The sequence below is a fragment of the Rhizobium sp. C1 genome (assembly GCF_021026335.1).
Classification (GTDB): Bacteria; Pseudomonadota; Alphaproteobacteria; order Rhizobiales; family Rhizobiaceae; genus Ensifer_A.
The window spans coordinates 170,772-179,837 of sequence record NZ_JAJNCY010000010.1; the positions used below are offsets into that span (position 1 = coordinate 170,772).

A 9,066-nucleotide genomic window follows, 5' to 3' on the forward strand; every position below is an offset into this window, starting at 1 on the left:
TAGGCACGCAAATTATCGGCCTCCGGAGGAGGCTCGATCCCCTCACGAGAGATTGGAACTCCATAGAGTTCTCCTTGATGGAGGAGAAGAAGATGTCTCCATCGCGCGCGGGCTATGGGACAAAGAAGAAGCGTTGCTAATCCGTTGGAATGGTCGCGAGGATCAGAAAAATGGATTTCCAGCTCGCTTTGAAAACATGACGTGGATGGTGCTGCCACGTTGGCTGGAGGCGGCAGTTCTTCACGCCATGGCTGACAGAGTTGCCAAAGATCTCGTTGAAAACAATTCTGACGTTCCTGCGGGAGGTGCAAAATGACTTACGTAAACTTCAAGGTCGAAACCGACGCTGACGGCATTGCGCTCGTCACCTGGGACATGCCCGGCAAGTCGATGAACGTCTTCACGGTCGAAGTGATGGACGAACTCGACAAGATCATTGACGCGACCGTCGCAGACGAAAAGGTCAAGGGCGTTGTCTTCACCTCCGGCAAGAACGCCTTCTCGGGTGGTGCCGACCTCACCATGCTCAAGGGCATGTTCGAGACCATCGAGCGCGCGCGCGCGGCTGATCCTGCCGGTGCTGCCCAGAAGCTCTTTGACGCTGCCGGCCGCATGACCTGGCTCTATCGCAAGATCGAAACCAACGGCAAGCCGTGGGTCTCGGCCATCAACGGCACCTGCATGGGCGGCGCGACGGAACTCTCGCTCGCCTGCCATGCCCGGGTGGCCTCCAACTCTCCGTCGGTCAAGATCGGCCTGCCGGAAGTCAAGGTCGGCATCTTCCCCGGCGCCGGCGGCACGCAGCGCCTGCCGCGCCTGATCAATGCGCAGGATGCGCTTCAGGCCATGACGACGGGTTCGTCCTTCTCGGCGTCGCGCGCCAAGGCGCTCGGCCTCGTGGCCGAAGTCGTTGAGCCGGAAAACCTCGTTTCCGCTGCCAAGGAATTGCTCAAGAAGGGCGTCGATCCGGTCGCGCCCTGGGACAAGAAGGGCTTCAAGGCTCCGGGCGGTGCCGTCTGGACGCCGAACGGCATCCAGCTCTTCTCCGCCGCCAACGGCATTCTGCGCCGCGAAACGGCCGGCAACTATCCGGCAGCGCTGGCCATCGTGAAATGCGTCTATGAAGGCCTCCAGGTTCCGATCGACACGGGCCTGCGCATCGAGCAGCGCTATTTCACCAATATCCTGCAGACCACCGAAGCCTTCTCGATGATCCGCTCGCTGTTCGTCTCCCTTCAGGAGCTGAACAAGGGCGCCCGCCGCCCGGCCGGCGTTGAAAAGAGCGAGATCAAGAAGGTTGGCATCGTGGGCGCAGGCTTCATGGGCGCCTCCATCGGCTATGTCACCGCTGCCGCCGGCATCCAGGTCGTGCTGATCGACCGCGATATCGACGCCGCGACGAAGGGCAAGGCGACCTCTGAAGGCCTCGTCACCGAAGCCCAGAAGAAGGGCAAGCTCGGCAAGGAAGAGGGCGAAAAGCTTCTCTCCCTCATCACGCCGACCGCCGACTATGCCGATATTGCCGATTGCGATCTCGTCATCGAGGCCGTGTTCGAGGATCGCGGCATCAAGAAGACCGTGACCGAGCAGGTCGAAGCCGTGCTGAAGCCCGGCGCGATCTTCGCGTCCAACACCTCGACGCTGCCGATCACCGGATTGGCAGAAAACTCCAAGCGTCCGGAACAGTTCATCGGCATCCACTTCTTCTCGCCGGTGCACAAGATGATGCTCACCGAAGTCATCATGGGCGAAAAGACCGGTGACAAGGCGCTGGCCGTGGCGCTCGACTACGTGGCCGCCATCAAGAAGACGCCGATCGTCGTCAACGACACGCGCGGCTTCTACGTGAACCGCTGCGTGCTGCGCTACATGAACGAGGCCTATAACATGCTCGTAGAGGGCATCCCGGCCGTCATGATCGACAACGTGGCCAAGATGGCGGGCATGCCCGTCGGCCCGCTGGCGCTCAACGACGAGACCGCCGTCGACCTCTCCTACAAGATCATGAAGGCGATGATTGCCGATCTCGGCGAGAAGTCGGTCGATCCGCGCCACATGGCGCTGATCACTGAGATGGTCGAGAAGGAAGGCCGCCTCGGCCGCAAGGCCGGCAAGGGCTTCTACGACTATCCGGCCAAGCCCGCCAAGAAGTCCATGTGGCCCGGCCTGAAGGACATGTTCGTCCAGCAGGACCCGGACAAGATCGATGTCACGACGATCAAGCAGCGCTTCCTCGTCACCATCGCTCTGGAAGCGGCCCGCACCATGGAAGAGGGGATCGTGACCGACCCGCGCGAAGCCGATATCGGCTCCATCCTGGGCTTCGGTTTCGCGCCCTACACGGGCGGCGCGATCTCCTATATCGACGGCATGGGCGTGAAGACATTCGTCGAGCTGGCCGAAAAGCTGGCGACTCAATACGGCCCGCACTTCAAGCCGACGCCGCTTCTTCTCGAAATGGCGAAGACGGGCGACACGTTCTATGCCCGTTTCAACCCCTATGGCGAGAAAAAACAGGCTGCCTGAGACCAAAACATGGTCAAAAAAGCATAAAAAAGGCCGCCTAGAGCGGCCTTTTCCATGTCCAAATGCGGAGGAATTGCGGCGAAAACGATGCCCTATTGCTTAGTCAGCTAATTAAGTGTCGTGAAATTGTCATATTTTATATCATTGAAAATATTTAATAATATCGATTCTCAGTGAAATTGATAAGATTTCCATACTAGTCAGATTCCACATTTCAAGTCTTCAGATTGGAAACAATACGTTTTCAATTTTGAGATTGAACCGAACGGTTCGGTCATCCATATTAATCATCGTAAGGCGACGGTATGCAGATCGGTTTCAACACCGAAACAGCCGAACCCTTCAACGGCTCCCGCCATTCAGTCGCGCACTGCGTAGTGCACGATTGAATTGCGGGGAATGAAAAATCCTCGCGGTAACCTCCCTCGTGGGACCGCATTTTGAAATGGAGACTACAATGAACAAGTTTGCTGCTTTCGCCGCCGCTGGCGTCCTGTCCGTCTCGGCCCTGCTTTCGGGCCAGGCCTTCGCTGATAACGAAAATTCGGCTTTCGCCCAGATGGTTCGCGCCAACACCTACGGCACCTCGGCTCCGGCTTCTGAAGATGGTGCTGTGGGCTATGCCTACAAGCCCGGCTTCCTCGCCAAGGCCGCTCATGAAAGCAACGTGAGCATCCGTTACACGAGCGAGCTGCCGCTGGCTGAAAAGGCCTCCTTTCAGGACCGCGCCAAGAATGACCCCTCCGCAGTTCAGGCACTCCGCTCCGAAATCGCGCAGAATGCAGACGTCGTTCGTGGTCTTCAGGAGCGTAACGTAAACGTTCAGGACGTGATCGGCTCGCTGCGCGCTGCTGACGGTTCGATGACCTATATCGTTCGCTAACCTGATCGTTCCTCTCTGGAACAATCAGAACGCCCTCCGCGGTTCCACTGCCGCGGGGGGCGTTTTTGCTTGTAGGTCAGTTAGCCGGATCATAAATCTACAACGTATATGTTGAAATATTTTTGTAATTTTTTTAATGGGTCATGTTTTTACATTGTATAGAAAGATAAATTAACGGGAATTTAACGTCCAATATTCGTATTTTGCCGGTCTTTCGGGCGAATTGAATCGTGATTGAACGGAAAGATTGCCTATATTTAATTATGTGAGCTCAACATGAACTCCATTTAATGAATTTTGACACGATTTCTCCCAATTTCGGCGCGTTAATAGCTCATGCGCTTCTTGAGGCGCAGAAGAATTGTCAGTGAAATTTTCGACAATCGGCGGTCGTCCGCCACATTTTATGGAGATGAAAATGAACAAGTTTACCGCATTTGCTGCAGCTGGCCTGATGGCTGCCACCGCTCTTTTTGCAGTGCAGGCTTCGGCTGAAGACAATGAGAATTCCGCCTTTGCGCAGATGGTTGCTGAAAACGCCGATAGCTCGGCTCCTGCCGCACATCAGGCCTATGGCTACGGCTACAAGGAAGGCATCCTGACGCGTGTCTCGGCCAAGGCATCGGACGTGACGGTCTATCGCCTCGGCGAACTTCCGGACGCACAGCGCGACTTCTTCCGCGATCGTGCAAAGGCAGAACCGGCTCGGGTCGCCGCTCTGCAGGAAAAGATCAAGGCCAACCATGCGGTCAGCCATGCCTTGATGGCTGAAAACGTCCAGATCTCCAGCGTGATCGGCAAGATCAAGGCTGCTGATGGTTCGACCGCATACGTGATCCGTTGATCATCCTGCACCGTGAATGACCCCAGAAGCCCTGCAGCACCCCGCTGCGGGGCTTCCTGTTTTGTGCGGGCGCGAAGCTTTGCCGCATTGCATCATGCCAGCCCCGCATTGTAAGATCTATGTCATAATCCCCATCGCTGATCGAACCACCATGTCCCAGAAACCGAAAATGACTCCCGCCGCGGCCCGCAAGGATCATCAAGAGATGCTGCGGTTTCTCGCCGCCAACGCCGCCTTCGGCATGTTCATCGGCCTCGTGCTGACAGCAGCCCTGCTTTACTTCAACATCGGCGACTTCCGCACCCGCGTCCAGCATTCGGCCATGCCGGTCATCGCCATTCTGCTGGTCGGCGCGCCGCTCTCGCTCCTGCTCGGTGGCGCATCCATGTCGACGGCGATCATGATGATGCCCTACGAGAAGAAGTTCGACGAGTAGACCGGGTTGCAGCGGAAGCAGGATCCGGCTTTCGCCTCGGTCCAGGCCTGGAAAGTCCTCCGGGTACGAGAACCTGTTCGCTATCCCGACGGGAGACTTGCTCTCTATTCCGCAGCCGATCGGGAAAAGGCTGCCGTGCGTGCCAGATAGGCCCGCAGCGACGCAGGCTTCAGCGGTTTGTGCATGACGGAAATGGCCTGTGCCTCGGCCTCGCCGCGCACTTCCGGCGTCCTGTCGGCTGTCACCAGCAGGGCAGGGATATCAGCGCCATAGCGCGCCCTGATACGGCCAACCGCGTTGACCCCCGTTCCCTCATCGAGATGATAATCGGCAATGATGACGTCCGGCTGCGCCGCGTCCTCTCCCCCCAGCGCCTCCTCCGCTGAAAGCGCCGTCACGACCCGGCAGCCCCAGCCCTGCAACAGCAGAGCCATGCCGTCGAGGATCGTCCGCTCGTTGTCGATGCACAGGACCGAAAGGCCGGCCAGCGACGTCTGCCGCACATTGTCTGCCGCGGGTTGAGGCTCGGCCGGCAACTCGACAGGTTCGGCAATCGGAATGACGACGCGGAAATCCGTTCCATGCCCCTCGCGGCTCTTCAGTTCGACCGGGTGCTCCAGGACCCTTGCGATCCGGTCAACGATCGACAGTCCCAGCCCCAGACCAGAGGCGGCCCGTGCGCCCTCGTCGAGCCGCACAAATTCCTGGAATACGGTGGTGAATTTGGATTGCGGAATGCCGATGCCTGAATCAACCACCTGGATCACCGCCGTATCGCCCGCATGCCGCGCGCCCACCAGCACTTTGCCGGAGGGCGTATATTTAATTGCATTGGAGACGAGGTTCTGTACCAGCCGGCGCAACAGGGTCGGGTCCGAGCGCACGGTGAGTTTGGTGGGCAAAACCCGTAACTCCAGCCCCTTTTCGCGCGCGATCGGCTGGAAGTCGGTGGCGATACGTCCCAGAAACTCGCCGAGCGGCACCGCCGAAAAGCGCGGCTTCATCGCGCCCGTATCGAGCCGTGAAATATCCAGCACGGCGCCCAGAATGGTCTCCACTGATTCCAGCGAGGAATCGATATTGCGGACGATATCCCTGTCCTGGGTGCCCTCGAACCGTTCGACCAGCGTCGAGGCATAAAGCCGCGCTGCGTTGAGCGGCTGAAGAATGTCGTGGCCGGCAGCGGCAAAGAAGCGTGTCTTGCCGATATTGGCCTCTTCGGCCGCCGCCTGCGCGACGCCGAGTTCGCGGTTGACGCGGATGAGTTCGCCGGTGCGGGCAATCACCCGCTGCTCCAGCGTTTCATTCGCCTGCTTCAGGGCCTTGTCGGCCTCGACCTGATGCGTGATATCCGTATAGGTCGTCACCATGCCCTTGCTCGGCATCGGGTTGGAGCGTACCTCAATGATGCGGCCGCTTTTCAGAGCCAGCGAGAAGGGTTTGTCCAGCGTCTTGAAATCCGCCAGCATGTCGCCGCGCCCGGACGAACTGACATCGCCCCGATTTTCAAGGATCGCCACGATGTCGGCGAGTGGAAAGCCCACTTCGCCGACATGTTCGGGCAGATCGAGCAGCTTGCGGAACCGCCGGTTCCAGATGGTCAGCCCATTCGATGTGTCGAAGACCGCGATGCCCTGATCCATCTGCGAGAGCGCGGTATGCAGCATGTCCTGATTATATTGCAGCGCCTCGGACGCCTGGTCGAGCAGGCGCGCGGTCTCCGAAGAGGGCTCTTCCATGCGCTGCAGGAGCAGTGAGAAGACGAGCCGCGCGGAGGATGAACCGATGGCGCTGGCCAGCAACTGTTCGGAGAACTGCACCAGCGCCATGTCGGCGGGCTGGCTCTCGAGCAGCGCGAAGCCCAGTTGCCGCTCATGTGTCTTGAAGGAACGTTGCATGCGTTCTTCGCCGAGATAGCGCGCCAGCACCGACTTCAGGTCGCCGACAGAGACCCGCGTCTTGCCGCCGCGCCACTGTGTGCTGCGCCCGTCTCCGCGCGACATGAAAACGCCGGCCTGAATGCGCTCCAGCGGCTTCGAATGCCGCGTCAGCGAACCGATGATGAAGAGGCCGGTATTGACCATGAGCGACAGCAGCGTCGCATTGACCAGATTGTCCGCATTCGGCCCGTTGAACACTTCCGTGCCGGGAAACAGGAAGGCGAGGATGCTGCCCGCCAGCACATCGTTCTGCGACAGCCCGAAGCTCGGCAGAAACAGGAAATAGAGCCACATGAAGAAGCCGCCCGACATGCCGGCAATGGCCCCGCGCGCATTCGCCCGCGACCACACGAGCCCGCCAAACAGCGGCGGCGCGATCTGTGCGACGGCGGCAAAGGATAAAAGCCCGATGGAGGCGAGGGCCGCCGCGCTGTCGATCGAGGTATAATAGGCGTAGCTGGCCAAAAGCACGACGAAGATCGCCGTGCGCCGCACCCGCAGCAGGAACTGCGTGTAATCGGTATTGTGGAGGCTCGGCGTCACCAGCCGCCGGCGCAGGATCACCGGCATGACGATGTCGTTGGACACCATGATCGCGAGCGCCACCGTCTCGACGATCACCATGGCGGTCGCCGCCGAAAAGCCGCCGATCAGCGTGATCAGCGACACGGCATGCGCCCCCGCCTGAAGCGGCAGATTCAGAACATAAAGGTCCGGCGTGCCCGTCTTGCCGAGCAGCAGGACGCCGGCGATGGCAATCGGAATCACGAAGATGTTGATGGCAACGAGGTAGACGGGGAAAAGCAGCCCGGCCATGCGCAGCTCACCCGCCGTCCGGTTCTCCACCACCGTCACATGGAACTGGCGCGGCAGGAGAATAATCGCGAAGGCCGAAAGCAGGACCAGCAACGCCCAGCGCCCGATCGAGGTCTGGTAGTGCAGCGCCCCCATCGCCTGGGCGTTCGTCTCCGCAGCCTGGAACAGTGCCGTGGGTCCGTCAAACAAGAAGAAGGTGATGAAGATGCCGGCCGTGCAGAAGGCAACGAGCTTGACGACGGACTCGGTGGCAATCGCAAGGATCAGCCCGTCCTGATGCTCGGTCGCGTCGGTGTGGCGGGTGCCGAAGACGACTGCGAAGAAGGCCAGGAACACGGTCACCAGAAGCGGTAGCGAGGCGGAGGAAAAACCGCCATCAGCGGCCGAAAACGCGCTCGTCTGCACCATGGCCGAGACGGAGATTGAGATCGCCTTCAATTGCAGGGCGATATAGGGGATCGCGCCGATGAGCGAGATCAGCGCCACGAAGGCGGCGACCGTCGGGTTCTTGCCATAGCGCGCGGCAACGAAGTCGGCGGGTGAAACGATCTTTTCGGATTTTGCCAGGGTGATGATCCGGCGGAGCAGCGGCAGGCCGAGCGTGAAGAGCAGGATCGGTCCGACATAGATCGCCGAAAATTCGAGGCCCCGCTGCGCGGCAAGGCCCACGCCGCCGAAATAGGTCCACGAGGTGCAGTAGATGGCCAGGCTGAGGGCGTAGACCAGCGGCCGACCCTTGGCTGGGCTGCGCCGGCGCGACAGACGGTCGCCAAAGCTTGCCACGGCGAAGAGAAGCAGCAGGTAGCCGATCGCGGCGGCGAAAACCACCCAGCCCGGCAGCATGGCCTGCGTTCCCATCTTCCTGCGTCCTCCAGATCCCTGAGCGAGCATAGGTCAAGTGCATGCTCATGAAAAGTGAGGCGAAAGGCCAAGACTGCCGGCCCTGAGGAACTTGTTCCGCCTCGCTCCGTTTCAGACTTTCGGAACGAAAAGAATGTGTTAATGTCACGGAGCTGAAGGGTTAACAAATGGTATCGCAACCATCAGGCAGATTTGGGGGAAACATGTTGGAAGAGTTCAAGGCGTTTATCGCGCGCGGCAATGTCATGGATCTGGCGGTCGGCGTCATCATCGGCGGCGCCTTCGGCAAGATCGTTTCATCGCTGGTGGACGATATCATCATGCCGATCATCGGCGCCGTCACCGGCGGCATCGATTTTTCCAACTACTTCATCCGCCTGAGTTCTGCCGTCACGGCGACGAACCTCGTTGAGGCCAAGAAGCAGGGCGCGGTTCTCGCCTATGGCAGCTTCATCACGGTGGTCATCCAGTTTCTGATCCTCGCCTGGATCATCTTCCTCATGGTCAAGGCCATCAACCGCCTGCGCGTCAAGGAAGAGGCCAAGCCCTCCGCTCCGGCCGCGCCGCCGGCAGACATCGCGCTGCTGACGGAAATCCGCGATCTGCTGAAGACTCGGACTTGAACGGTGCCTTTTTCCGTCTCCCCCCTTGTGGGACCGTTGCATAATGCGATGTCTTCGCGGCTGGGAGATTGTTAGACGTGCCTTATCGAGCCCGGCCTCTGTTTTGGCCGGGTTTTTGGTCGTTTGGGTTGGCTTTG

At 59.6% G+C, this 9,066-nt stretch carries 7 protein-coding genes; 6 read left to right on the plus strand and 1 reads right to left on the minus strand.

What is annotated here, in order from left to right; genetic code table 11:
* The first annotated feature begins 52 nt into the window (after window positions 1-52).
* The 5 genes from LQK83_RS18945 (at window position 53) to LQK83_RS18965 (ending at window position 4,689) form a co-directional block, all read left to right on the plus strand.
* The gene (locus LQK83_RS18945) at window positions 53-316 is read left to right on the plus strand and encodes a hypothetical protein (protein WP_230838958.1); all 264 of its coding nucleotides are present in this window, start codon (window positions 53-55) and stop codon (window positions 314-316) included.
* On the plus strand, window positions 313-2,526 hold the full coding sequence (locus LQK83_RS18950; protein WP_230838959.1) for a 3-hydroxyacyl-CoA dehydrogenase NAD-binding domain-containing protein: 2,214 nt from the start codon (window positions 313-315) through the stop codon (window positions 2,524-2,526). The genes LQK83_RS18945 and LQK83_RS18950 overlap by 4 nt, the downstream gene beginning before the upstream one ends.
* A 457-nt stretch (window positions 2,527-2,983) precedes the next feature.
* Window positions 2,984-3,409 (plus strand): hypothetical protein, encoded by a 426-nt coding sequence (locus LQK83_RS18955; RefSeq protein ID WP_230838960.1) that lies wholly within the window; start codon window positions 2,984-2,986, stop codon window positions 3,407-3,409.
* 418 nt (window positions 3,410-3,827) lie between these two features.
* On the plus strand, window positions 3,828-4,253 hold the full coding sequence (locus tag LQK83_RS18960; RefSeq protein ID WP_230838961.1) for a hypothetical protein: 426 nt from the start codon (window positions 3,828-3,830) through the stop codon (window positions 4,251-4,253).
* 205 nt (window positions 4,254-4,458) lie between these two features.
* Window positions 4,459-4,689, plus strand: coding sequence for a hypothetical protein (locus LQK83_RS18965; protein ID WP_230838962.1), 231 nt, complete (start codon window positions 4,459-4,461; stop codon window positions 4,687-4,689).
* Window positions 4,690-4,793: 104 nt separating this feature from the next.
* Here LQK83_RS18965 and LQK83_RS18970 read toward each other — a convergent pair whose 3' ends face one another.
* Window positions 4,794-8,288: a PAS domain-containing hybrid sensor histidine kinase/response regulator gene (locus LQK83_RS18970; protein ID WP_230838972.1), complete on the minus strand. Its 3,495-nt coding sequence runs from the start codon at window positions 8,286-8,288 to the stop codon at window positions 4,794-4,796.
* 221 nt (window positions 8,289-8,509) lie between these two features.
* Between LQK83_RS18970 and mscL the strand changes: the two genes are divergently transcribed.
* On the plus strand, window positions 8,510-8,929 hold the full coding sequence (mscL, locus tag LQK83_RS18975; protein WP_230838963.1) for a large conductance mechanosensitive channel protein MscL: 420 nt from the start codon (window positions 8,510-8,512) through the stop codon (window positions 8,927-8,929).
* Window positions 8,930-9,066 lie beyond the last annotated feature (137 nt).

Bases quoted from the DNA above. Each gene is read 5' to 3' on its own strand.
- LQK83_RS18955 (WP_230838960.1), top strand. From the start codon at position 2,984: ATGAACAAGTTTGCTGCTTTCGCCGCCGCTGGCGTCCTGTCCGTCTCG.
- LQK83_RS18970 (WP_230838972.1), bottom strand. From the start codon at position 8,288: ATGCTGCCGGGCTGGGTGGTTTTCGCCGCCGCGATCGGCTACCTGCTG.
- LQK83_RS18950 (WP_230838959.1), top strand. From the start codon at position 313: ATGACTTACGTAAACTTCAAGGTCGAAACCGACGCTGACGGCATTGCG.
- LQK83_RS18965 (WP_230838962.1), top strand. From the start codon at position 4,459: ATGCTGCGGTTTCTCGCCGCCAACGCCGCCTTCGGCATGTTCATCGGC.
- LQK83_RS18960 (WP_230838961.1), top strand. From the start codon at position 3,828: ATGAACAAGTTTACCGCATTTGCTGCAGCTGGCCTGATGGCTGCCACC.
- mscL (WP_230838963.1), top strand. From the start codon at position 8,510: ATGTTGGAAGAGTTCAAGGCGTTTATCGCGCGCGGCAATGTCATGGAT.